The following is a 25,321-nucleotide window of genomic DNA, read 5'->3' on the forward strand; positions in this document are numbered from 1 at the left end:
TTTTTTAAATGAAAAAAATTTATATAAAGGGTATAATTATAAAAGAGACAAATATTAGGAGGATAAAATGAAAATAGAACTTTTTAATTTTGTTGATAATAGCATTAAATTATTAAATAATTATGATGAAGTATTAAATGAAATTGCTCAAAATGCTATTAAACTTTTAAAAGATATACTTTGTGATGATGATAATTTTCTGAATATAACATACAGGATTAAATCTGAGAATAGTTTGAGAGAAAAAATTATAAAAAATAATTTTTTCTTAAAATATGAGAAACCTGAAACTATGATGTTAGATTTATCGGATTTAATAGGTATAAGATTGGAATGTAGATTTATAAAAGAAGAAGAACATCTCTTTAATATTATTAGACAGAAATTTAATACATATGTTGGTGACGGTTATTACAAAATAATAGATGACAGTCCTATAATGTTAAAACTTTCTGAAAAACAGCCGCAAATTCAAAAAAATGGATTTGAAATATACAAAATTGATGGTATTTATAAATATGGTAAGAATTTTTTTAGATTTGAACTTCAAATAAAATCGATGGTTAATGTATTTTGGGGGGAAATAGACCATAAAATTTTGTATAAGAATTACAATTATATGATTAATGAAGGTTTTTTTAAAGATATAATGGCATCAATTAAAGATTCTTTATATATGGTAGATAAACAGCTTATGATATTATATGATCATGTTTCAAGTCTTGATGCAAGTGATGAGGAATCGGCAAAAGAACAGCTTAATTATTTATTATCAAAGATAATACATGATGTTTTCAGTAATAAGATAAAAGATGACTTTGGATTTGTGTTTAATTTCAAAAACTCAATAGATTTTATAGTGGAATATCTTCAAATGAAAGCGGTAAAAGAAAAAGAGATATCATTTGGGGAAAACTTTATAAATTTGATAAATAAGATAAATAAAATTGATTATTCTAAAATGAATATAGGGGAGTATATAGAATTTAATAAGTCTATAAAGTGCAATGATTCTTTTATGAATCAAATATCAGATACTATTATTGAAATAATGAATAAAGATTTTTCATGGCATTTATTTATGAAAATACTTTATCAGATAGAAAATAGCGGATATGAAGAAAATTTACAAGATTTTCTATATTTTTTAAGATATAAATATTCACTCGTATTTTTAGATACGGCTGATAAGTTTAAGCTTTCTAAAGATGAAGTAAATTATGTTGAAGATGTTGTTTTAAAATTTATTTCAAGCAGATTTAAAAATAATTATTCAATTAATTATTTAATAGAATTCTGCCTTAATGAAATTAAAAAAGGATATTATGAGATAGCGTTTGAAGAAGATATTTCAGCAAATTATATATCTTCAAAGCTTATTGCACGGCTTGAAAATTATGAAGAGTAATTGTTACGATTAATTTAAAATTATTGTTTAATTTGATTAAATAAGTAATGAACTATTATTGAGTATAGAGTATAATAGTTAGTAGTAAAGGAGGAATATTTTGAATAAATTAACTAATTTAGAACCGAAGAGGGTATTTTATTATTTTGAAGAAATTACAAAAGTTCCAAGATGTTCTTTAAAAGAAGAAAAAATTGCAGATTATTTAGAAAATTTTGCGAAGTCTCATAATTTAAAATGTTTAAGAGATGTTAACAATAATATAGTAATTAAAAAAGATGGCTCTAAAGGTTATGAGAATGCTCCTATTTTGATAATTCAAGGTCACATGGACATGGTATGTGAGAAAGCTGATAATTGTACAATAAATTTTGATACAGATCCTATTGAATTTGAAGTTGAAGGAAATATTATCATAGCAAGAGAAACTACTTTAGGGGCAGATAATGGAATTGCCGTTGCTATGGCATTAGCTATTCTTGAATCTGACAAAATAGCACATCCGCCTCTTGAAGTTTTAATTACAACTAATGAAGAAAATGGAATGACAGGAGCTCATAATCTTGATGGTAAAATGCTTGAAGGTAAAATGCTCCTAAATCTTGATTCTGAATCAGAAGGTGTAGCATGTGTTGCATGTGCAGGAGGGAAAAGGGATATTCTAAGCTTTGATAAGAAGTTTGAGAAAGCAAGGAATTCAAGAGAATTTTATGAACTTACTGTTACAGGGTTAAAAGGTGGACATTCAGGACAAGAAATAAAAAAAGGATTAGGAAATTCTAATAAATTGATGGGTAGAAGTCTATATGAAATCAATAAAGAATTTGACATTGATTTAGTAGATATATCCGGAGGAGCGAAGCCTAATGCAATACCAAGATTGGCTAAGTCTATAATTTCAATAAAACCTGATGATAAAAAAAGAATACAGGATTTGATAGTAAAATTAAATAGAAATTTTGTTAGAGAACTTGGTAAGGTTGATCCTGATGTCAGATTAAATTTTGAAAAGACAAGCAACTATGAAAGTGTATTAAAAACAGAAATTAAAGAAAATATAATAAATTTATTGAATATACTTCCAAATGGAGTACAAAGTATGAGCCAAGATATTGACGGTTTGGTTGGCAGTTCGGTTAATGTTGGTGTTATAGAAAGTTTTGAAGATGAAATCAGAATAACTACAAATATAAGATCTGCACTACAATCATTAAGAGATGAAATAAGTGATAGACATAAGGTATGTGCTAAAGTATGCGATGCAGAATATAGTGTTCAGAGTGAATATCCTGCATGGGAATATAAAGATGTTTCTCATTTGAGAGATGTTGCTGCAAAAGCTTATAAAGAAATAACAGGAGAAGAACTTAAACTTGAGGCAATACATGCCGGTCTTGAGTGTGGGTTGTTCAAAGAGACTATAGGAGATATTGATATGCTTTCTATAGGACCTAATATACATGGTCCGCATGCTCCTGGAGAAAACTTAGAAATTGAATCTACTAATAGAGTATACAACTTTGTTATTGAGATATTAAAAAATTTAAAATAAAATTATGGAGGGTAATACAATGACAGAAGAAAAGAAAAATGGATGTTGCTGTTGTGGACATGATCACGAACATGAACATGAAGCTGAGGAATTTGAAACTATAGTTTTAACTCTTGATGATGATTCTGAGCTTGAATGTGTAATTCTTGGAATTTTTGATTATGAAGAAAGATCGTATATTGCACTTCTTCCTGCTGATGAAGAAGATGGAGAAGAGATATTAATATACGATTTTAAAGAATTAGAAAATGAAGAAGTTGAATTAAATGTGATTGAAGATGAAGATTTATTTAATAAAGTATCAAAAGAGTTTGAAGCACTTTATGTAGAGGAAGAGTGATTTATTTGAATACTAATTTTGAACTTTCTTCTACTAGTGGAAAAATTGTAAGCCTAAAAGATTATTATGGAAAGTATTTGGTATTGTATTTTTATCCGAAAGATAATACAAGTGGCTGTACTTTAGAGGCCAATGAATTTTCAATTTATTATGAAGAGTTTAAAAAGTTAGATTGTGAAATAGTAGGAATTAGCAAAGACACCGTAAAAAGTCATGAAAGATTTAAGGAAAAGGAAAATATTCCTTATGAATTATTAGCTGATCCTGATAGAACTGTACATGCACAATTTTCCGTATTAAAAAATGCAAAGATGTATGGCAAAGATGTTATAAAAACCATAAGATCTACGTTTATTTTTGATAAAGAAGGAAATCTTATAAAAGAATATAGAGATGTAAAAGCTCAAGGGCATGCAGCGGAAGTTTTGGAATACATCAATGCTTTATAATAAATATTCAGATTATTTAAAAAGTAAATTTGGAGAAAAAGTTTATAAACTTCCCATAAAATTAAATTTAACTTGTCCAAATAGAGATGGAAGTCTTGGCTATGGAGGATGTACTTTTTGTGGTGAAGAAGGTGGAAGTTTTGAAAATAACTTTGGAGGAATAAAAGAACAACTAACCAAAGACAAAGCTGTTATAGAAAATAGATATAAGGCGAAAAAATTTATAGCATATTTTCAAAACTTTACCAATACTTATTTAGATTTTGAAAAATTTAAAGTAAATATATATGAATGTATGATAGATGATATTGTAGGAATATCAATATCAACAAGACCTGATTGTATTTCGGATAAATATTTGGATTTCTTAGAAGAGATAAATAAAAATATTTTTATTACATTAGAATTAGGACTTCAAACTGCAAATTATAGGACTTTAAAAAAGATAAATAGGGGTCATGGATTAGCGGAATTTATTGATGGTGTAAATAGAGCTAAAAAAAGAAATATTAGAGTATGTACTCATGTAATACTAAATTTACCATATGATGATGAGATAGATGTTATAGAAACAGCACATATTTTAAATGCTCTACAAGTTGATGAAGTTAAACTACATGCTTTATATATTTTAGAAAATACTATGATGGGGAAGCTTTATAAAGAAGGAAAAATAAATTTGATTTCTTTGGAAGAATATAAAAAAAGGGTTATACTATTTCTTCAACATTTAGATAAAAGAATAGTTATTCAGAGAATTATAGGTAGAGCTCCTGAAGAAAATAGTTTATTTTGTAATTGGAATACTTCTTGGTGGAAAATAAGAGATGATATAGAAAAAGAAATGATTGATAAAAATTTTTATCAAGGTCAGTATAAATGAAAGGGTATGATAATATGATTAAGTATATTTTAGGTACAAAGGGTTCAGGAAAGACAAGATGGTTAATTAATAATGCAAATGAAGATTTTAAAAGCGGAAATGGAAACATTGCTTTTGTAGAAGTTGATGATGATCATATTTTTAGTCTTGATTATAATGTAAGGCTTATAAATGCAACAGATTATAGATTAAATAATGTTGAGTCTTTCTATGGATTTATTTGTGGTCTAATGGCAATGGATTATGATCTTCAAAAGATTTATATTGATGGAATATATAAAGTTTTAAAATTAAATATTGAAGATCTTGAGTTTATTAAAAATAAACTTGAAAAAGTTAAAGACATAGAGAATAGAGAAATTTACATTAATGTTGATTATGTACTAAGCGATATTCCGGAGTCTTTAAAAGAAAATTCTTTAGAAGTAACTCCACAATAAGGTGATATTATTGGGAAATAAAAATTTTGTAAGAATTGTTGCCATAATACTTGTATTGGTTATGGTTGTACCATTTTTATTTCAAGTTTTGAATTAGAAAGGTGTAAAAATTGGATTCTATTAGAAAAAAAGGATTGTTTGAAAAATTTTTTGAACATAGATCTTTTTTGATAATGCAATATACTAATGGAGATATAACTAAGCGTGAATTTCTGCAATATAATTATGACTATTTTTTATCTATAAATGCAAAACCTTTTCTAAAGTTAGATTCTTATGAAAAGGGAATGTATAACTATCAGTATTATAATGGAATGGCTAAATATTATAGAATGCTTGCTAATGAAGTTAGAAATACTAAAAAACATGCAAAATATTATAACTATTATCTGAATATGGGAAATAAATATTACCATGAAAAAGATGAGTGTGTATTATCTATTTTAAAAATTCAAAAATTTGAAAATATTAATAGTTATTATATAAAATGTAATTCAAATTCATTAAAAAATAATTTATATGAGATAGTATTAGAAGATAAAAAAGAAGCTATATTTCACTCTAAAGCAAAATGGTTATTAGATGTTTTAAGGGAAAATGAAGTATTTCATGATGATGTTAGAATTTCCTTAATTGAAAATTATATAAATGAGAAGTATTAAAAGCTTAAGTTCATTTGAACTTAAGCTTTTAATATATAGAAAACTTCATGTCAATGTTATATTTAGTGATATAAATAATTTAAATAAATTCCTTAACACATATTGTATATTTTACTTAAATAGTATACTATATATAGTGTATTATTTAATCGGAGGAGTAAGGTAAATGTTTAATATAAAAAAAAGAGATGGCAGATTAGTTGAATTTGATAGGAATAAAATTGAAAAAGCTATTTTAAAAGCATATAAATCATTGGATAGAGAGCCTGATGAAAATATAATAAATGAAATGGCATGTTCAGTTGAAAATCTTTTATTGAATAAATTTCCATCAAATCATATAGCTACTGTTGAGGAAATTCAAGATTTAGTAGAAATTACTTTAATAGAAAACAGACAATATGAAGTTGTTAAGTCATATATATTATATAGAGCTCAACATACTATGAATAGAAAAATAATTGAAAAGTTTTCAGAGTATATAACAGATAACAATGTAATAGATATTATAAGAGATATACAAAATGATTTTGATAGAACTCATTATGATATAGAACAATTATTTTTAAAATGGAACTCATTTTTAAAAAAAGATATGACTCAGAGACAATATCTTTTAGCGATTATTAAGGCTGCTGCAGAACTTACAAGTAAAGAATCTCCTAATTGGGAGTATATATCTGCAAGATTTATGGTATATGATAATAATTCCTCTATAAAACAAAATTCAGAAAAGAGAGGAATTAAGAATTTTTACGATAAAATAAAAACTCTTACTGATGAAGGACTTTATGGAGATTATATATTAAAAGAATATACCGAAGAAGATATAAATGAATTAGAGGTATATATGGATTCAAGCGGAGATAAATTATTTAATTATTCTGGACTTGATTTGATAGTTAAGCGCTATTTAATTCGTGATAGTGAAGGGAATGTGCTTGAAAATATTCAAGAAATGTTTATGGGAATTTCAATGCATCTTGCAATTCCTGAAGGAAATAATAAAGTGTCATTTGCAAAGAAACTATATGATATTTTATCTACTCTTAAAATAACAATGGCAACACCTACTATGAGTAATGCCAGAAAACCATATCATCAATTGTCATCATGTTTTATTGATATAGTACCTGATTCTTTGACGGGAATATATAGAACGATAGATAATTTTGCACAAGTTTCAAAACATGGAGGAGGAATGGGGATATATTTTGGGAAAGTAAGATCTCAAGGTTCTGATATAAGAGGATTTAAAGGAGTTGCAGGAGGAGTTGTAAGATGGATAAGGCTTACAAATGATACTGCTGTGGCTGTAGATCAGCTTGGAGTGAGACAAGGTTCTGTTGCGGTTTATCTTGATGTTTGGCATAAGGATATGCCTGAATTTTTGCAATTAAGAACAAATAATGGAGATGATAGACAAAAGGCTCATGATGTATTTCCTGCTGTTTCGTATCCGGATTTATTTTGGAGACTTGCAAAAAATAATATCGAGGCAACTTGGTATTTATTTGACCCGCATGAAATTGAGCAGATTATGGGATATAAGCTTGAAGATTACTATGGAGATGAGTGGGAAAAAAGATATTATGAATGTGTAAATAATAATAAGCTGTCCAGAAGAACTATTTCAGTTAAAGATATGATAAGATTAATTATAGTTTCACTCACAGAGACAGGAACGCCGTTTACATTTAATAGAGATGCGGCAAATAAAGCTAATCCTAATAAACATGTAGGTATGATATATTCGTCAAATTTATGTACAGAAATTATGCAGAATATGAAGGCTATAGAGACTATTGATACTAGAATAGAAGAAATTAATAAAGATTCCTATATTACAAAAGTTACTAAAGCGGGAGATTTTGTAGTATGTAATTTAGCATCTTTAGTTCTTGGAAATATAAATTTAGAAGATGAGAAAGAGCTTGAAAATATAGTATCTATTACAGTTAGAGCACTGGATAATGTCATCGATTTGAATTATTATCCTGTTCCCTATGCTGAAATTACAAATCAAAAATATAGAGCAATAGGGCTTGGTACATCAGGTTATCACCATGCACTTGTACAGAGAGGAATAATGTTTTCGTCAGAAGAGCATTTAGAATTTATGGATAAAATTTATGAGAATATAAATTATTTTGCAATAAAAGCAAGTAGTGAAATAGCAAAAGAAAAAGGAGCTTATAAATATTTTAATGGATCTGAATGGGAGAGTGGAGAGTACTTTAGAAGAAGAGATTATTCTTCAAATAGGTGGAAAGATTTACAAGAATCTGTAAGAGTAAATGGACTTAGAAATGCTTATTTGATGGCAATAGCACCTACAGGATCAACATCTATAATTGCAGGAACATCTGCAGGAGTAGATCCGGTTATGAAAAGATATTTTTTAGAAGAAAAAAAAGGTTCAATAATACCAAGAGTTGCACCTGGACTTAATGCTAAAACATTTTGGAATTATGAAAATGCACATGAAGTAGATCAGGATTGGATAATAAAAGCTGCATCAATCAGACAAAGGCATATAGATCAAGGGCAATCTGTGAATTTGTATATAACAACAGATTATACAATGAGAAAAATTTTAAATTTATTAATTTCGGCTAATGAAATGGGGATAAAATCAATTTATTATGTGAGAGGCAAATCATTGGAAGTAGAAGAGTGTGATACATGTTCTGCATAGGAGGATATAATGGAAATTAATAGGAAAGCTTTATTTAATGAACGCGGAGATGTTGAGTTGACAAAAAGAAAGATGATTAATGGCAACACAACAAATTTAAATGACTTTAATAATATAAAATATACTTGGGTTTCAGATATGTATAGAACTATGATGAATAACTTTTGGATCCCTGAGGAAATAAATATGAATCAAGATATTAAAGATTATAGAAATCTTGATTTTCATGAAAAAAAAGCGTACGATAAAATACTATCATTTTTAATATTTCTTGATAGTATACAAACAGCAAATTTACCTAATATAAGTGACTATACAACAGCAAATGAAGTTAATTTAATACTTACAATTCAAGCATATCAAGAAGCTATACACTCTCAGTCATATTCATATATACTTGATACGATTGCATCGCCTGAAGAAAGAACTGAAATACTATATCAATGGAGAGATGATGAGCATTTATTAAACAGAAATAAGTTTATTGGAAATATTTATAATGATTTTGTAGAAAATCATACTAAAGAAACGTATATGAAAACTGTAATGGGAAATTATATACTTGAAGGAATTTATTTTTATTCAGGGTTTATGTTTTTCTATAATTTAGGTCGTATGGGAAAAATGCCCGGAACAGTTCAAGAAATTAGATATATAAATCGTGATGAAAATACACATTTATGGTTATTTAGAAACATAATACAAGAATTAAAAAAAGAGGAAGTAGAATTATTTACTGAAGAAAGAATAAATGAGTATAAATGCATGTTAATGGAAGGAGTTCGTCAAGAAATTGAATGGGGACAGTATGTAATAGGAGATAATATTCAAGGTATTACGGCACAAATGGTAAAAGATTATATAGAATATCTTGGGAATTTAAGGTCTAGAAGTATTGGGTTTGGTAATTTGTTCGACAGGAATATTGAAGAGCCGAATTCGATGAAATGGGTTTCTGAATATTCCAATCCAAATGAAATAAAGACAGATTTTTTTGAAGGAAAAGTATCAGCATATTCTAAATCTTCAGTATTTGAGGATGACTTATAAGATAAAAAATGAGATTTATGATTATCATAAATCTCATTTTAAATTATTTATCTTCTAAAAGAGCTTCTCCTATTTTATATACATCACCTGCGCCCATTGTAACAGCCATATCATTTTCTTTTAAATTTTTCTTTAAATATTCACAAACATCACTAAAGTTTTTTAAATAAAAAGCATTTCCTCCATTAGAGTTTATTGCATCACATAAAGTTTTTGAGTGAATATCTCCGTAATCTTTTTCTCTTGCAGCATAGATATCAGTAATTATAACAACATCTGCATTGTTAAATGATTTTGAAAAACTATCAAGTAACAATTTTGTTCTAGTAAAAGTATGCGGTTGGAAAATACAATATAAAGAACCTTTACATGAATTTTTTAAAGCATTAAGAGATGCTTTTATTTCAGTAGGGTGGTGTGCATAGTCATCTTCTATAATTGCACCATTATACTTACCTTTATATTCTAATCTTCGATGTACTCCTTTATATATTTTAATTCCATTGATAGCATCTTTGAATGACACTCCATTTTCAACAGAGGCAGCAATTGCTGCCAGGGAGTTAGATACATTATGATTTCCCATGATTGAAAGTTCTACATTACCTATAAATTTTTCATTATAATATAAATCATAAGACGGATAACCATCTAAAGAATAAATTATGTTTTTAGCATTATAATTTGCGGGAGATTTTGTAGAAAATGTAATTACATTTTCTCTTTTGTCATTTAATAGCATTCTTGAATTTTCGTCATCAAGATTTAATATTAATTTATCATTTGAATTTAAATTATTTACAAATCCTTTAAATGTTTTAATAATATGTTCGATATTATCGAAATAATCCAAGTGATCCTCATCAATATTTAATACCACAGCCGTAGTAGGAAAGTATTTTAATACATTTGCTTTATACTCACATGCTTCAGTTAAAAATAATTTTTTATCTCCTATTTTTACATTACCGTTAATATCATCTAATTGACCACCCAATAATATTGTTGGATTTGAATTAAGATTTTTTATGATTTCAGTAACCATTGACGTAGTTGTAGTTTTTCCGTGAGTTCCTGAAATTGCTATTGATGTATCATAATTTTTCATAAGAGCTCCAAGGAAAGAAGCTCTGTCTATAATATCAATTTTAAGCTTTATAGCGGCCTTTAATTCTTCGTTTTCAATATTAATGGCATCAGTATATACAACTAAATCTACCCCTCTTAAATTATCAGCTGAGTGGGAGTTATATATTTTGGCTCCATTATTTTCAAGTTTTTTAGTTATAATGCTTTCTTTATGATCTGAACCTGAAACTACATATCCTTCATTTAGCATTATTTCAGCTAAACCGCTCATTGATATTCCACCAATTCCTATAAAGTGAATATGTCTATATTTATGTTTATTTATTATAAAATCAAACATTTTTTCCCCCAAAAATAAAATTTAATGTTTTTATTATATCATATATAAAAACCATATACCATAATTATCAAATGAACAATTTTAATAAAAAGATTGTTAAAAAAAAAACTATACTATATTTTAATATATTATTATAGTATAATAGTAATCACACAATAGAAAGGGTGAGTTACAATTGAAAATTACAGACGTACGTATTAGAAAATTACCAGATGAAGACAAAATGAAGGCTATAGTATCGGTTACATTTGATAATGAAATAGTAATCCATGACATAAAGATAATTGAAGGTACAGAATCATTATTTATAGCTATGCCGAGCAGAAAGCTTCCAAACGGAGAATTTAGAGATATTGCACATCCGATTAATGCTGAAGCAAGAAAAGCTATTGAAGAAGCTGTTTTTGCTAAATATGAGGAAATTGTAAATCAACCTTCAGAAGTATAAGAAGGACTTATATTCTTTTAGGATAAAAATAAACCATCTTTTGTGAAAGATGGTTTATTTTTATCCTAATTCTTTTTTATATTCATTTGGAGTTAGTCCCATATATTTTTTAAATGTAGTTGAAAAATGTGATTGAGAAGAAAATCCACAATCAAAAGAAATAAATTCAAATGTTTTTTTATTTTCTTCAATTAATGTTTTTGCTTTATTTACTCTTTGTAGATTTATATATTCACAAAATTTATAGCCTGTTTTTGTTTTAAATAGATGACATAAGTAATTTCTTGATATATGAAGCTTATTCGCAACAGTTTGTAATGTTATTTTCTTATTATAGTTTTTATTTATATAATCAAGAGCTTTTTCGATTAATTCATGGTCATTTTGATTAAGTTCAGATGAAAACTTATTTGTATAACCTTTTAATATAATTTCACCAAGTTCAATTAATACATGTATATTATTTTCTGAGTAGATATATCTTTCGTTCTGAAGTGCAAAAACCTCCAAATCTTTGTTATATTCAACTAAAAAATAAGTATATAAAAACATATTTAAATGTACTAAATATTCCTTAGCAGTTTGATTTGAACTAATAAATTTTTTAACATCACCATGATAAATATCAAGAGCTTTATTGAAAGTACTAGATTTTAATTGACTTGCTAGTGATAGATGATTTAGCATTTAACCACTCCTTTATTTTAAAATAATTATTATAATTTTATTAAAAAATTAATATATCACTTATATTATAATGTAATAGAAAATGATAGTCAATATCAAAACATAATATTTATAGGAGGATTCAAATGAGTAAGGTAAATGTAATTTATTGGAGTGGAACAGGTAATACAGAAGCGATGGCTAATGCAATTGTTAAGGGAGCACAGGATGCAGGTGCTGAAGTAAAGCTTATACCTGTAGGGGAAGCTACTGAAGATGATGTAAAAGAAGTTAATAATGTTGCTTTTGGTTGTCCAGCTATGGGAGCAGAAGAATTAGAAGAAACAGAAATGAGACCTTTTATGGATAAAGTAAACCCTCTTCTTTCAGGAAAGAATGTTGTAATTTTTGGTTCATATGAGTGGGCTGATGGAGAATGGATGAGATTGTGGCAAGAAGAAATTGAAGCTACAGGTTGCAAATTAATCGCCGATGGATTTGCTGCATATGACAATCCTGATGAAGATGCTATTGAAGAATGTGAAGCATTAGGTAAAGAATTAGCTAACGCTTAATTTAAAATGTATAAAAAAGATTTTTTAAATTTTTATATTTTTCTTGAGCAATATGATGATTTAAATTTTTTAATAGCTATGCTTAAATTTAATACAGCACCAACAAGAGCTAAGTTAAAATTAGGAACTATGGTTAATTTAACTGATTCTAAAAGGAAACTAAAAATGTTATGGAAAGCAAATCGACAATATTTTTCAGAAATATTGAATCTTGATTTTGTTGAACTTAGAGAAAATGAAAAATCTGTCTTAGTATATTTTTATGATAAAAAAAGATTAAAAAATAAACTTAAAGAAGATAAAATAACTAAATTTTTGAAGGATTTTGAATATTCTAAGTGTGGTAACTATAAAGATTATTTAGAACATTTGAAAAATAGATTTTTAGAAAATGACAGTTGTCCAAATGAAATAGGAATTTTTTTAGGATATCCTTTAAGGGATGTATATAATTTTCATTGCAAAAATTGTAAGTGCAAATTAACCGGTTATTGGAAATGTTATACTAATGTTGATTCTTCAAAAAGAGCTTTTGAAAGATATGATAGAGAAAAATTGAAAACAATAGAAAAAATTTATTTGGAGAATGCTATTTAGCATTCTCTTTTAATTTTACAAAATTTATTTTTATAGTAAAATATATATAAGGAGATGATTGTGTGGTATTAAAAGTATTGAGAAACGAAATGAAAAAAAATAAAATTGATTGTTATATTATTCCTACGCTTGATCCTCATAGTTCCGAATATTTACCTGATTATTATAAAGAAAGGCAATTTGTAACAGGATTCACCGGTTCTGCAGGTACTGCTGTTGTTACAAATAGTGATGCATTTTTATGGACAGATGGAAGATATTTCATTCAAGCAGAGTCTCAAATTAAAGATAATGGTTTTAAACTTATGAAGATTGGGATTGAAGGATATCCAACAATTATAGAATGGTTATCTGATAATTTAAAATCAGGATCAGTTTTAGGATTAAATGCAAAGTATTATTTGCAAAGTGATTTTGAAAATTTAGAGTTAAAACTTAATAAGAATAATATAAGTATTATTGATATTGACTTAATCAAAGACATATGGCAAGATAGAATTTCTTTACCTAATTCAAAAGTTTTTATTCATGAACATAAATATAGCGGAAGAACATCAGAACAGAAAATAGAAGATGTAAGAAAAGTGTTATCAGAAAATAATGCGAATTTAACTATAATATCAAAGCTTGATGATATAGCTTGGTTATTTAATATGAGATGTAATGATATAGAACATACCCCGGTTGTTATTTCATACGCTATTGTTGAAATGGAAAAAGTTTATATATTCATCAATAAGGATAAATTGGATGATAATGTGATTAAGTATTTATCTTCATTTAGTGAAATAATAAATTATGATGATGTATTTGAGCATGTAAAAAAATATTTTGAAACAAATATTTATATAGATAAAAGTTCAATTAATCATAAATTATTTAGTGAAATAAATGAATCTAACAACGTCATTTCAGGGGATGATTTAATAGAAGGATTAAAAACAGTAAAAAATCCTATAGAAATTCAAAATATAAAAAATGCTCATATAAGAGATGGAGTTGCATTAACTAAATTTATTTATTGGATAAAAAGAATAGTAAAAGATGAAATTATAACAGAATATGAAGCGGCTCAAAAGCTCAGAAAGTTTAGGGAGGAGCAAGCTCTATTTACAGATGAAAGTTTTGAAACTATATCTGCATATGGTAAAAATGCAGCGATGATGCATTATAGTGCAAGTGAGGAAAAAGCATCCGTTATTGAAAATAAAGGCTTTTTACTTGTAGATTCCGGAGCTCAATATTTGGATGGGACTACAGATATAACAAGAACTATAGCTGTAGGGGAATTAACTGATGAAGAAATCACAGATTTCACATATGTTCTAAAATCACACTTTGTATTATCAAGTGCAGTTTTTTTGAAGGGAACTAAAGATTCAGCATTAGATGCGATTGCAAGATATCCGTTATGGAAAATTCATAGTGATTATAAGTGCGGAACAGGGCATGGAGTAGGATATTTTTTAGGAGTACACGAAAATCCACCATGGCTTAGTCCAAGAGCTTTAGGCAGTGAAATTAAAGAAGGAATGATTTTTTCTGATGAACCGGGGGTATATAAAGAAGGAAAATTTGGAATTAGAACAGAAAATATTTTAGAAGTAGTTAAAGATATTGAAAATGAAAGTGGAATATTTCTTAAGTTTAATTTAATTTCTTTTGCACCGATAGAACGAGAAGCAATTAATGTTAATCTTTTAGATGATTTTGAGTTAAAAGCTCTCAATGAATATCATAAGGAAGTTTATGAAAAAATATCACCATTTTTAAATTCTGAAGAAAGATCATGGTTATATGAAGTTACCAAAGAGATGAGCAAATAGGAGATAAAAATTTGAAGGATATTGAAGAAAGATTAAAACAACTCCCGGATCAGCCGGGAGTATATATTATGAAGGATATTAATGATAATATAATATATGTTGGCAAGGCAAAATCTTTGAGAAAAAGAATTAGACAATACTTTAGTAGTTATGGGAATTCTAATGTAAAAGTTAAGACAATGGTTTCCAATATAAATGACTTTGAATATATTATTGTTGAAAATGAAATAGAATCATTAATTCTTGAGAGTAATCTAATTAAAGATAATCATCCTAAATATAATATAGTTTTAAGAGATGATAAACAATATCCATATATAAAAATAACAATAAATGAAAGATTTCCAAGAGTTTTGAAAACGAGATTAATTTTAAACGATGGTGCTAAATATTTTGGGCCATATCCTGCAGCAAGTGCTGTAAATGAAGCTATAGATATATTTGAAAGATTATTTAAACTTAGAACATGTTCATTAAATTTGGAAAAAAATAATGTTAGATATAGACCATGTCTCAATTATTTTATTGGAAAATGTCTTGCACCGTGTCATGAAAATGTAGACGAGGATAAATATAATGACATTATAAATGAAATTACAGAATTCTTATCCGGTAAAAGTAAAAATATAATTCATATTCTTGAAGAAAATATGAATATGGAATCAAAAAAATTAAATTTTGAAGTTGCTGCTAATTTTAGAGATGGCATAAAAGCTCTTGAAATATTAAATGAAAAACAGATTATTAGTAATACGGATTTTAGTGAAAACAGGGATGTAATAGGAGTAGCAAGGGGTATAGAGCAAATATTGGTTCAGATTTTCTTTATACGAGCAGGAAAAATAATAGGAAGGGAACACTATATTATAAAGGACTATTTAAATAATGATATAGAAAGTATTTTAAATGCTTTTATAAAACAATTTTATAGTGGAGTTGCATTTATTCCAAGAGAAATAGTTGTAGAAAGTGAGCCTTACGATAAAGATGTTTTAGAATCTTATTTGTCTGATAAAAGAAGCGGAAAAGTAAGCATAATTTCTCCAAAAAGAGGAGATAAGAAAGATCTTGTAATTATGGCTAAAAAAAATGCACTTGATATGATCAGTAAATACGAAGATAACTATAGTGAAAAGATTAAAAAAAATACTTATGCCCTTAAAGAAATTCAAAATTTATTAGGATTAGAAGTATTTCCGAAAAGAATAGAATCATATGATATTTCTAATATTTCAGGTGTACAAAGTGTAGCTTCTATGGTTGTATTTGAAGATGGAATTGCTAAAAAAAGTGATTATAGAAAGTTTAAAATCCAATCTGTAGTAGGACCAGATGATTATGCTTCAATGAAAGAGGTTCTTAACAGAAGATTTATAAGGGGAATTGATGAAAAAAATAAAAATATAATTTCGTCGTTCTCTAACTTTCCGGATTTAATAATGCTTGACGGGGGTAAAGGACAAGTAAATATTGTACTTGAAATACTTTTAAATTTAGGTGTTAATATACCTGTTTGCGGATTAGTTAAAGATGAATTCCACACAACGAGAGGAATAATATATAATAATAGAGAGTTTAATTTAAAGATTAATTCCAATGGTTATAGAATGATATATAAAATTCAGGAAGAAGTGCATAGATTTGCAATAAATTATCATAGACTGTTGAGAAGTAAGAATTTATTTAAATCTGAGCTTGATTTAATAGATAATATTGGTAAAAAAAGAAAAGAATATTTAATGCAACATTTTAAATCATTGGATAAAATAAAGAATGCAGAATTAGATGAACTTTTGGAAGTTAAAGGTATAAATTCTAAAGCTGCAAATTCTATATATTTGTATTTTCACGGAGGAGAACATGGAAGGAATTAAACTAAAAAAGATAGTTGAAGATTTAAATCTTCAAAAAATTTTTTTAGCAAATAATTATGAAGATGTAAGTATTTTGACTGCTAATTTAAATAGACCCGGATTGCAATTAGCGGGTTATTATAATAAATTTGATTCTGATAGACTTCAAATTTTAGGAGAACAGGAGTGGACTTATATTGATGAAATGGAATTGGAAAAGAGATATAAGTCACTAAAAAAACTTTTTGAGTATAATATTCCGGCACTTATATTTTCAGGAAATAATTGGATTCATGATGAAGTTATAGAACTTGCCAAAATAAATAATGTATCTCTTTTAAGAACTACTGATTCATTTATAAAATTTGCCGGAAGATTTCAAAGTTATATAGAAATTGAATTGGCTCCAACTATCAGAAAGCATGCTGTTCTTTTAGATGTTTATGGAGTTGGAGTTTTGATAACAGGTAAATCTGGGATAGGAAAGTCGGAAACGGCATTAGATTTAATCTCAAAAGGTTCAAAATTAATATCAGATGATTCTGTTATTATAAAAAAAATTGATGACAGATTAATTGGGAAATCCCCAAGTATAACCAAGCATTTTATGGAAATAAGAGGTGTTGGAATAATAGATATACAACGAATTTTTGGAATAGGTTATGTAATGGAAAGTAAAGAAATAGAAATGATAGTTAATTTGGAAAATTGGGATGATTCTAAAGAATATGATAGACTTGGGATTGATAATAATTACGAAGAAATACTTGGTAAAAAAATACCTATATTTAGTATTCCTGTAAAACCGGGGCGACATACATCTTTGATAGTAGAAGTTGCAACAAAAAATTTTAAGCAAAAAGAAATGGGTTATAATCCGGCTTATGAATTAAATAAGAGAATATTACAAGCATCTAAAAAATAGCCATATATATGGCTATTTTTTGTATTTTAGTATAGCATAAGTAGCTTTAGTAAATGTAGATGCAGCAACTATTCCTATTGCAAGAGAAGCAGCTATATAAAAAGTTTTAATTGCTTCCATTTTAAAAGAAGGGTAATTTTGATATATTAAATAGTACATAGAATAGTACATTCCTGCACCTGGAACCATAGGAATAAGTCCCGGCAAAATAAATATTGTAGCCGGATTTTTCATGATTCTAGCTGCAGATTCTCCTATTAATCCAAGAATGAATGCAGATGTAAAACCTGCTAAGAAATAATCTTGATATTTTATAACAATGATTTTGTATATAAGCCAAGATATTCCGCTAAAAAAACATGAAATGGGTATTGCTCGTTTTGGACAATTAAAATAAAATGTAAATCCCATGGTTGTAAAAGCAGCTATCAAAAATTGAATTATATAATACATAGATATCACCTAAAAAATTTTAATACAACACCAACACCTAATGCGATCGATAGAGCTAAAAAAATTGCTTTTGTTAGTCCCATTAAACCGGATAAAAAATCTCCATTCATTATATCTCTTACTGCATTGGTTGCTGATACTCCGGGAACTAAGATCATTATAGCACTTATTATAATCATATCACTATTGTCGCTAAATCCAAAATTAGTTGCAAAAACAGCTAATATTGATGCTACAAAAGCTCCTATAAAATTATTTATTACAAATGAAAAATTAAAAAAGCAAAGTTTATTAAATGTAAAAGACATTATACCTGTTATTATAAAAGTTGAAAAAAAATCTTTTATATTTCCTCCGAAAAGAAGAGAGAAAAATGCAGCAGCCCACGCTGCAGATAAATTTTTTTTCCATTCTTTCATAGGAGATTCATTTTCTATATTTTTTAAAATATTCATACCTTTTTCATATGATATATTTTCTTTTACAAATTTTCTTGAAAAGCTATTTATTTTATCTATTTTGTTAAGATTGGTTGCTGAACTATGTACCTTTTTAAATATGGTTACAATTTCTCCCTCAAATTCAATGGAAACAAATATACCGGAAGGAAGTACATAAGCATCTGCAGAACTCACATTTTCCATAGAGTCACAAATTCTTTGAACAGTGTCTTCTGCTCTATAAATTTCCGCACCATACATAATTAGAAGTTGTCCTGAATAAATAGCTAAATTCAACAGCCTTTTTGCATCATTTAGATCTTTTAAAACGCGTTCCATAAAATTCTCCTTTCAATTCTAAATTATACTATTTATTCGCCATTTTAACAATTGAATTAATTGAAACAATTACGTTCAAATGATATAATGATATAGTATAAAATGAGATGAGGTGGTAGTATGGAAAAACCTATAGTTTCAATAATTGGAACGCCTAATGTAGGTAAATCCACACTTTTTAATAAAATAGTAGGAAAAAAAATTTCTATAACAGAAGATACTCCGGGTGTTACAAGAGATAGAATATATTCTGATGCAACATGGCTTAATAAACAATTTTTACTTGTAGATACAGGCGGACTTGATTTGAAAGATGAGGATATTTTTATGTCAAGTATAAAAGCTCAAGTTGATCTTGCGTTAGATATGAGTGATGTAATAATATTTTTGACAGATGGAATAAAAGGTGTATCTTCAAATGATTTGGAAATATCAAATTATTTGAGAAAATCTAATAAAAAAGTTATATTGGCTGTAAATAAATTTGATTCTAAGGATGCTAAAAATAATTATTATGATTTTTTTGAGTTGGGGTTAGGTACTCCAATTACTATAAGTTCTGAGCAAGGAAGTGGAGTTGGAGATTTATTAGATGAGGTTATCGTTGATTTCAAAGATCAGGAAGACGACTTCTTCGATGATGATATTAGAGTTACTTTTATAGGAAAGCCTAATGTGGGAAAGTCTTCATTAATTAATCGTATATTGGGAGAAGAAAGGGTTATAGTTACTGATATTCCCGGAACTACAAGAGATGCAATAGATTCAAAATTCAATTTTAATGGAGAAGATTATGTTTTCGTTGATACAGCAGGACTTAGAAAAAAGAAGAAAATATACGAAAATATAGAAAGATATTCTGTTATTAGAACTTTGACTGCAATAGAGAGATCGAGTGTATGTGTACTTGTAATTGATGCTCATGAAGGAGTGTCTGAACAAGATTCTAAAATAGTAGGATATGCTCATGATAACAATAAGGCTATAATAGTTGCTGTAAATAAATGGGATTTGATAGAAAAAGATAATTCTACTATGAAAAAATTTGAGTCTGATATTAGGAAAAGACTTCCATTTATAAATTATGCTCCAATATTATTTATATCTGCACAAACCGGTCAACGTGTGGACAAATTACTTGAAATGATTTCATTAGTTAACAATAATTATAATCACAGGATAAAAACAGGAGTTTTAAATGATATTTTAAATAGAGCCGTACTTATGAATCAACCGCCGTCGGATAAAGGTAAAAGAGGGAAATTATACTATGGCTCACAAGTTTCTGTAAGACCTCCAAAATTTTTGATTTCTGTTAACGATAAGGATTTATTTCATTTTTCATATGTAAGATATTTAGAAAATCAAATTAGAGATGCATATAGTTTTGATGGAGTACCATTAGTTTTATCGTTAAAAAATAGAGGCGAAAAAGGATGACAGTTTTAATAACTATAATAATTTCTTATTTAGTGGGTTCAATATCAGGTTCTTATATAATCGGGAAAGTATTTTTAAATAAGGACGTCAGAAAGTATGGAAGCGGAAACGCAGGTACCACAAATGCAATTAGAGTATTTGGAATAAAATGGGGAATAATAACATTTCTTATAGATTTTTTAAAAGGAATAATAATAGTACTATTATCAAAAAATATATTTAAAGTTAATGAAACATTAGTTTTAATAAATATATTGTTTGGTATAGTGGGACATGATTATCCATTTTATATGAAGTTTAAAGGCGGTAAAGGGGTTGCTACAACTCTTGGTGCTTTATTAATTACGAATTTTCAACTAACATTTTTTTGTTTTTTGATATGGATATTTGTTACAATGGCAAGTAAAATGGTATCATTGGGTTCTATATTCTTTTTTGTAAGTATAATAGTATTATTTTTGTCATTCTCTTCTTATAATAACATTGGTTTGTCTATAATTTTTGTTATAGGATTATTGGGGATATACAAACATAGATCAAATATAAAAAGAATTATAAATGGAACTGAAAATAAAATAGGAGCTGTAAAAAAATGAACATAGCAATTCTTGGTGGAGGAAGCTGGGGGACTGCAATATCAAGGCTGTTGTCAAATAAAGGATATAATATTAAATTTTACGTTAGAAATAATGATACAGTTTTAGATATAAATAATAATCATAGAAATTCAAAATATTTACCTAATATAGAAATAAAAAATGTAAAAGCATCATCAAATTTAAATGAATGTATAAATGATACTGAAATTATAATTATGGCTGTTCCTTCTCATAGTTTTAGAAAAGTTTTAATTGAAGTTAAAAAGAAGGTTGGAAATCAGATAATAGTTAATCTATCTAAAGGGATAGAAATTGATAGTTTAAAACGAATGTCTGAAATATCTAAGGAAATTTTGCCGAATAATTCATATGTATGTTTATCGGGGCCTTCTCATGCTGAAGAAGTAGGATTAGACATTCCAACAACAGTAACAGTTGCATCTGAAGATATTAATGCTGCAAAAACTATTCAAAAAATATTTGCTACAGATAATTTTAGAGTTTATACAAATTCTGATTTAATAGGAGTAGAAATTGGAGGAGCATTAAAAAACATCATTGCATTAGCTGCGGGAATGAGTGATGGTCTAAAATATGGAGATAATACAAAGGCTGCATTAGTAACTCGAGGAATATATGAAATGAGTAAACTTGGAATGGCCTTAGGAGCAAATCCTCAAACTTTTAACGGACTTTCAGGAATAGGAGATTTAATAGTTACATGTACAAGTATGCATTCAAGGAATAGAAGAGCAGGAATACTTATAGGAGAAGGAAATAGTTCGGAAGAAGCTTGTAAAATAGTAGGACAAGTTGTTGAAGGAATAAAAACTACAAAATCAGCATATGAATTGTCTAAAAAATATAACGTGAACATGCCTATAACTCATAAATTATATGAAGTATTATACAGTGGCTTAGATCCTAGGGAAGCTGTTTTGAATTTGATGACGCGTGAATACAAAGAAGAAATTGAAGAAATTTTTTTTAATTGAAGAATGGATTTATTTTTATTTGTGTTATACTTAATATTATAATCGGGTGATATTTTTGAGAATTAAAAAAAATAAAAAGGAACTCTTTTTTAGAAAGAGAATAATTTTTGTTTTAATTTTTTTAATATTTCTATTTTTTTTATCTAGAGCATTTTCAGGAAAAATATATAGAAGTTATAAGACTGTTTTTCCTACATATACTAATTATAAAAAAAATTTAGAAGTAGTTGGTTTTAATATATTAGACGAGAAGGTATATTCTGCTGGAGATGATGGTATTTCACTTTTTAATGCAAGTGAAGGGCAAAAAGTTCCTGTAGGCTTTGAAATAGCAAGCATAAATTTAATGAATGATACATCTGGACTTAAAGATGAGCTTATCAAAGTTAATGCAGCATTAAATTATAAACTCAATAGTAGCAATAATTCGGAAAACTCTATTAGTGACTTTAATGTGGAAAAGCTTCAAAATGATTTAAAACAAAACAAATTTTCAAGTGCAATAGCTGATATTAATGATATAGATTTAAATTCAAAAGACAATATAAGTATATCTGAGCTTACTGAACTTATGAAGTTTACACAAGAAGAACTTGCTGAAAAAAAACAGCAACTACTTTTGAGTATTTCAAAAAGTAATATAGAATATACATCAGACTTTAGTGGAATAGTTTCTTATAAAATTGATGGACTTGAAAGTTATTATACAATTGATAATTTAGAAAAAATTAATTATGCATATTTGCAGAAATATAATAAAGTAACTAAATTTGAGAGTAGAAGTCAAGTAAAAAAAGGAGATAAATTGTTTAAATTAATAAATAATTTATCTTATTATTTAGCTTTAAAAATTGAAGATAATAAAAAGATAGATAAATTTAAAGTTGGAGATACTTTGAGTTTAAAATTTAATTTTGAAACACTAAAGGGAAAAATTATTAAAATTGAAAAAGAAAATAATAAATCGGTAATAATTTTATCTATGTCTGATATGTTTAATTCAATTTACTCTGACAGAATAAATAATTTTAAAATAATTCTTGTAGATAAGAAATGTTTTGAAATTCCAAAAAGTGCCATTGTAAAAAGAAATAATCTGTTTGGTGTCTATGTTCAAGAAATTCATGGATTAGTTAGATTTATACCTATAATCGTTATTTCTCCAACTCAGGATTACAGTTATGTATCTAAAGGAGATAAAAATGGATATATTACTATAGGAGATAAGTCATATAGAACAATTTCAATAAATGATGCAATAATAGTTAATCCGAAACAAATAGATGAATCTCAAATTTTAAATTAATAGAGGTGATGAAATGTCAATAAAAGATAATTATGAATTTATATTAACTGAAATAGAAAATTCAAGGAAAGTTTCTATCACTGGAGAAGAAGTAAAATTAATAGCAGTTTCTAAGATGCGAACAATAGATGAAATGAAAGAAGCTTATAATTTAGGCATTAGAGATTTTGGAGAAAATAAAGTTCAAGAATTAAAAGAAAAATTTTTAAATTTTGATGATATAAATTTCCATATGATTGGAAATTTACAGACAAATAAGGTAAAATATATATATGATAAAGTTACTTTGATTCAATCTCTCGATAGAAAGAGTTTATTAGAAGAAATTAATAAAAGAGCAGATGTTAAAAATATAGATGTAGACTGCTTAGTTGAGATTAACATAGCTGAAGAAAGTCAAAAAGGTGGTGTTCCATATACCGAAGCTTTAAATTTTATAGAAACATGTATAGATTATAAAAATATAAAAATTAAAGGTATTATGACTGTAGCTCCAGATACTTCAGATAAATTATTTTTGAGAGAATGTTTTAAAAAAATGTTCATTTTGAAAGAAAAAATTATAAAGTTAAATTATGATGAAGTTGAAATGAAATATCTTTCAATGGGAATGAGCGGAGATTATAAAATAGCCATAGAAGAGGGTTCAAATATGGTTAGAATAGGAACAAGTATATTTGGAAAAAGAAATTATAAATAGGAGGATTATATTATGGCAGATATAATGAATAAGGTAAAAAAAGTTTTTGGATTTTCTGAAGAGTATGATTATGATGATTATGAAGAAGAAACATATCATGAAGAGGTTGCAGATATAAAAGAAACAGCACCTAAAATTACTAGAAGTAAAAGAAATTCTAATGTTTTGAATTTAAATGCTTCTGATATGATTATAACAGTTCATGAACCACTTTCTTATGATGAATCTCCTAATATCGTAGATGATCTTAGAGAACATAAGTCTGTAGTTCTTAATTTTGAACAACTTGATATTGATGTTAAAAGACAAATATTTGATTTTGTAAGTGGAGCTTTATATGCTCTTGATGGTAAAATTCAAAAAGTAAATAAAGATATATTTGTTCTTGCACCAAGTAATGTTGAAATTGATGGGTTAAAGGAAGAACTTAAAAGTACTGGAATGTTTCCTTGGTAATGAAAATAGACAGAAATGCTATTTTAAATAGTGTTGACGAGGATAAACTTTTTGAGATAAGGAAAGTTATTGATAAAATTGAGATATCTGCTAATCGTCATAGTATACAATCAACAGATTTTTTAGATCCTTATGAGCGTAAAATAGTAATTTCAATTTTAAATAAGTTTGATGATATATCGTATAGCATTGATGGAGGATATAATAATTCTGAACGAGCTGTTATATATATTTTTCCAAATTATATGTATGATATTGACTTTGATGATGTAGAAGTTTTAAGCTTTAAAAATAATTTTGAATTTACGCATAAAGACGTGCTTGGAAGTATTTTATCTTTAGGTATTGATAGAAGAAAAGTTGGAGACATAGTATTCAATTCTAATTATTGTCACATTTTTGTAAAATCAGAAATATCTAAATATTTAAGATTTAATTTAGAAAAAATAAAAAGAAATAATATAAAATTTGAAAAAGCAGAATTTATTGAACCGACTTTAACATATGATGAATATACTTTTATTATTTCGTCACTTAGATTAGATACATTTCTTAGCTCAGTTTTAAAATTATCAAGAACTGCTGTTTCAAATTTAATTGAATCAGATAAGGTGAAAGTAAATTTCAGGAAAGAAAGTAAGGGTTCTAATAAAGTTAATATTGGAGATTTAATTTCAGTTAGGGGATTTGGTAGAATATTTTTCGACAATATAGAAGGATATACAAGAAAAGATAGATATATAGTTAAGGTAAAAATCCCAAAATGAAAATTTTGGGATTATTCATTGGAGG

The 25,321-nt window shown here is 26.9% G+C and carries 26 protein-coding genes; 22 read left to right on the forward strand and 4 right to left on the reverse strand.

Features of this window, described 5'->3' with window-relative positions:
• Nucleotides 1–67: 67 nt before the first annotated feature.
• From M915_RS01390 to M915_RS01430, 9 genes are all read left to right on the forward strand, one after another.
• Nucleotides 68–1,408: a GTP pyrophosphokinase gene (locus tag M915_RS01390; protein ID WP_036728678.1), complete on the forward strand. Its 1,341-nt coding sequence runs from the start codon at nucleotides 68–70 to the stop codon at nucleotides 1,406–1,408.
• Nucleotides 1,409–1,508: 100 nt separating this feature from the next.
• Complete coding sequence (locus M915_RS01395; RefSeq protein WP_036728681.1) at nucleotides 1,509–2,960, forward strand: aminoacyl-histidine dipeptidase; 1,452 nt, start codon at nucleotides 1,509–1,511, stop codon at nucleotides 2,958–2,960.
• Nucleotides 2,961–2,979: 19 nt separating this feature from the next.
• Entirely contained in the window at nucleotides 2,980–3,300 is a 321-nt protein-coding gene (locus M915_RS01400; RefSeq protein WP_036728683.1) for a DUF1292 domain-containing protein, read from the forward strand.
• Nucleotides 3,301–3,305: 5 nt separating this feature from the next.
• Entirely contained in the window at nucleotides 3,306–3,749 is a 444-nt protein-coding gene (locus tag M915_RS01405) for a peroxiredoxin (protein WP_036729727.1), read from the forward strand.
• Nucleotides 3,739–4,632 carry a TIGR01212 family radical SAM protein gene (locus M915_RS01410; RefSeq protein WP_036728686.1) on the forward strand — a complete coding sequence of 298 codons (894 nt, stop codon included), beginning with the start codon at nucleotides 3,739–3,741 and terminating at the stop codon, nucleotides 4,630–4,632. The genes M915_RS01405 and M915_RS01410 overlap by 11 nt, the downstream gene beginning before the upstream one ends.
• A 14-nt stretch (nucleotides 4,633–4,646) precedes the next feature.
• The gene (locus M915_RS01415) at nucleotides 4,647–5,072 is read left to right on the forward strand and encodes a hypothetical protein (protein WP_009222268.1); all 426 of its coding nucleotides are present in this window, start codon (nucleotides 4,647–4,649) and stop codon (nucleotides 5,070–5,072) included.
• Between the two features lie 110 nt (nucleotides 5,073–5,182).
• Nucleotides 5,183–5,734, forward strand: coding sequence for a DUF6648 family protein (locus M915_RS01420; RefSeq protein WP_036728688.1), 552 nt, complete (start codon nucleotides 5,183–5,185; stop codon nucleotides 5,732–5,734).
• A gap of 166 nt (nucleotides 5,735–5,900) precedes the next feature.
• Nucleotides 5,901–8,432 (forward strand): ribonucleoside-diphosphate reductase subunit alpha, encoded by a 2,532-nt coding sequence (locus tag M915_RS01425; protein ID WP_036728691.1) that lies wholly within the window; start codon nucleotides 5,901–5,903, stop codon nucleotides 8,430–8,432.
• Between the two features lie 9 nt (nucleotides 8,433–8,441).
• On the forward strand, nucleotides 8,442–9,482 hold the full coding sequence (locus M915_RS01430) for a ribonucleotide-diphosphate reductase subunit beta (protein WP_009222265.1): 1,041 nt from the start codon (nucleotides 8,442–8,444) through the stop codon (nucleotides 9,480–9,482).
• Nucleotides 9,483–9,525: 43 nt separating this feature from the next.
• On the opposite strand, the gene murC is transcribed toward M915_RS01430, so the two are convergent.
• Nucleotides 9,526–10,911, reverse strand: a complete 1,386-nt coding sequence (gene murC / locus M915_RS01435; RefSeq protein ID WP_036728694.1) for a UDP-N-acetylmuramate--L-alanine ligase — start codon at nucleotides 10,909–10,911, stop codon at nucleotides 9,526–9,528.
• A gap of 175 nt (nucleotides 10,912–11,086) precedes the next feature.
• On the opposite strand from murC, the gene spoVG reads away from it, so the two are divergent.
• Nucleotides 11,087–11,359, forward strand: coding sequence for a septation regulator SpoVG (spoVG, locus tag M915_RS01440; protein ID WP_009222263.1), 273 nt, complete (start codon nucleotides 11,087–11,089; stop codon nucleotides 11,357–11,359).
• Nucleotides 11,360–11,419: 60 nt separating this feature from the next.
• Here the strand turns inward: spoVG and M915_RS01445 are convergent, their stop codons facing one another.
• Nucleotides 11,420–12,046: a helix-turn-helix domain-containing protein gene (locus tag M915_RS01445; RefSeq protein ID WP_036728698.1), complete on the reverse strand. Its 627-nt coding sequence runs from the start codon at nucleotides 12,044–12,046 to the stop codon at nucleotides 11,420–11,422.
• A 125-nt stretch (nucleotides 12,047–12,171) separates the two neighbouring features.
• On the opposite strand from M915_RS01445, the gene M915_RS01450 reads away from it, so the two are divergent.
• From M915_RS01450 to hprK, 5 genes are all read left to right on the forward strand, one after another.
• Entirely contained in the window at nucleotides 12,172–12,600 is a 429-nt protein-coding gene (locus M915_RS01450; protein ID WP_009222262.1) for a flavodoxin, read from the forward strand.
• Nucleotides 12,601–12,606: 6 nt separating this feature from the next.
• Nucleotides 12,607–13,197 (forward strand): DUF3793 family protein, encoded by a 591-nt coding sequence (locus tag M915_RS01455; RefSeq protein ID WP_036728701.1) that lies wholly within the window; start codon nucleotides 12,607–12,609, stop codon nucleotides 13,195–13,197.
• Nucleotides 13,198–13,259: 62 nt separating this feature from the next.
• Entirely contained in the window at nucleotides 13,260–15,023 is a 1,764-nt protein-coding gene (locus M915_RS01460; RefSeq protein ID WP_036728703.1) for an aminopeptidase P family protein, read from the forward strand.
• 11 nt (nucleotides 15,024–15,034) lie between these two features.
• Nucleotides 15,035–16,897 (forward strand): excinuclease ABC subunit UvrC, encoded by a 1,863-nt coding sequence (uvrC, locus tag M915_RS01465; protein WP_036728706.1) that lies wholly within the window; start codon nucleotides 15,035–15,037, stop codon nucleotides 16,895–16,897.
• Nucleotides 16,884–17,801: an HPr(Ser) kinase/phosphatase gene (gene hprK / locus M915_RS01470; protein WP_036728709.1), complete on the forward strand. Its 918-nt coding sequence runs from the start codon at nucleotides 16,884–16,886 to the stop codon at nucleotides 17,799–17,801. The genes uvrC and hprK overlap by 14 nt, the downstream gene beginning before the upstream one ends.
• Before the next feature lie 12 nt (nucleotides 17,802–17,813).
• Here hprK and M915_RS01475 read toward each other — a convergent pair whose 3' ends face one another.
• Together M915_RS01475 and M915_RS01480 are read right to left on the reverse strand one after the other, a co-directional pair.
• Nucleotides 17,814–18,254 (reverse strand): threonine/serine exporter family protein, encoded by a 441-nt coding sequence (locus tag M915_RS01475; protein WP_036728711.1) that lies wholly within the window; start codon nucleotides 18,252–18,254, stop codon nucleotides 17,814–17,816.
• A 5-nt stretch (nucleotides 18,255–18,259) separates the two neighbouring features.
• Nucleotides 18,260–19,033 (reverse strand): threonine/serine exporter family protein, encoded by a 774-nt coding sequence (locus M915_RS01480; RefSeq protein WP_009222256.1) that lies wholly within the window; start codon nucleotides 19,031–19,033, stop codon nucleotides 18,260–18,262.
• 120 nt (nucleotides 19,034–19,153) lie between these two features.
• Between M915_RS01480 and der the strand changes: the two genes are divergently transcribed.
• The 7 genes from der to M915_RS01515 are packed head-to-tail and all read left to right on the forward strand — an operon-like array spanning nucleotide 19,154 to nucleotide 25,296.
• A complete protein-coding gene (der, locus tag M915_RS01485; protein WP_036728715.1) occupies nucleotides 19,154–20,473 on the forward strand; it encodes a ribosome biogenesis GTPase Der in 1,320 nt (439 codons plus the stop codon).
• A complete protein-coding gene (gene plsY, locus M915_RS01490) occupies nucleotides 20,470–21,069 on the forward strand; it encodes a glycerol-3-phosphate 1-O-acyltransferase PlsY (protein WP_036728717.1) in 600 nt (199 codons plus the stop codon). Before der ends, plsY begins: the two co-directional genes overlap by 4 nt.
• The gene (locus M915_RS01495) at nucleotides 21,066–22,067 is read left to right on the forward strand and encodes an NAD(P)H-dependent glycerol-3-phosphate dehydrogenase (protein WP_009222253.1); all 1,002 of its coding nucleotides are present in this window, start codon (nucleotides 21,066–21,068) and stop codon (nucleotides 22,065–22,067) included. Before plsY ends, M915_RS01495 begins: the two co-directional genes overlap by 4 nt.
• A 46-nt stretch (nucleotides 22,068–22,113) precedes the next feature.
• Nucleotides 22,114–23,373 (forward strand): HlyD family efflux transporter periplasmic adaptor subunit, encoded by a 1,260-nt coding sequence (locus M915_RS01500; protein ID WP_051259766.1) that lies wholly within the window; start codon nucleotides 22,114–22,116, stop codon nucleotides 23,371–23,373.
• 13 nt (nucleotides 23,374–23,386) lie between these two features.
• The gene (locus tag M915_RS01505; RefSeq protein WP_036728722.1) at nucleotides 23,387–24,073 is read left to right on the forward strand and encodes a YggS family pyridoxal phosphate-dependent enzyme; all 687 of its coding nucleotides are present in this window, start codon (nucleotides 23,387–23,389) and stop codon (nucleotides 24,071–24,073) included.
• A gap of 12 nt (nucleotides 24,074–24,085) precedes the next feature.
• Entirely contained in the window at nucleotides 24,086–24,529 is a 444-nt protein-coding gene (locus M915_RS01510) for a cell division protein SepF (RefSeq protein ID WP_009222250.1), read from the forward strand.
• Complete coding sequence (locus M915_RS01515; RefSeq protein WP_036728726.1) at nucleotides 24,529–25,296, forward strand: YlmH family RNA-binding protein; 768 nt, start codon at nucleotides 24,529–24,531, stop codon at nucleotides 25,294–25,296. Before M915_RS01510 ends, M915_RS01515 begins: the two co-directional genes overlap by 1 nt.
• Nucleotides 25,297–25,321 lie beyond the last annotated feature (25 nt).

This window comes from Peptoniphilus mikwangii, from assembly GCF_000468535.1.
Classification (GTDB): Bacteria; Bacillota; Clostridia; order Tissierellales; family Peptoniphilaceae; genus Anaerosphaera; species Anaerosphaera mikwangii.